We start from the raw sequence: 533 nt of genomic DNA on the forward strand, positions 1-533 counted from the left end.
GGAAAGGCATGGCGGGCCGGGTACTTACGGTTTGGGCTATGTAAAAGGTTTTGGCTTAGAGGCCGGGGCAGTGGCTTCGACCGTCGCCCATGACAGCCATAATCTGTTGATCGTTGGCACCAATGACGAAGATATGGCTCTGGCGGGAAATACCCTGGCTGAAGTTGGCGGCGGCATGATTGCTGTCAAAAACGGTGAAGTGATGGCCTTGCTGCCCCTGCCGATCGCCGGTTTGATGTCTGACAGGACCCTGGAAGAAGTGGCGGAAAACGTTGAAGGGCTGGACCAGGCCTGGAAGGATTTGGGCTGTCATCTGGTGTCGCCTTTTATGACCATGGCTTTGATATCCCTGCCGGTATTGCCTGAACTGCGGCTTACCAACCGGGGGCTGGTGGATTGTCTGAACTTTAAAATGCTGCCCTCGCTCATAGAATAGCCCTGAAACAAGACTGGCCGGCCGACAGGCCAAAGGGCCGTTTCCTGCTTAAATGGGAGGCAGCAAGAATGAAGCCAAAAGCAGGATACGGGTGACA

The 533-nt window shown here is 55.0% G+C and carries 1 protein-coding gene; it reads left to right on the forward strand.

Annotated features, from left to right (window positions below):
• Nucleotides 1-436 (forward strand): adenine deaminase C-terminal domain-containing protein (locus B2633_RS14090; RefSeq protein WP_483171372.1); only part of this gene is annotated, 436 nt, incomplete at its 5' end.
• Between the last annotated feature and the right edge of the window lie 97 nt (nucleotides 437-533).

It is taken from the genome of Syntrophomonas sp. UBA1041 (assembly GCF_002316705.1).
GTDB lineage: Bacteria > Bacillota > Syntrophomonadia > Syntrophomonadales > Syntrophomonadaceae > DTU019.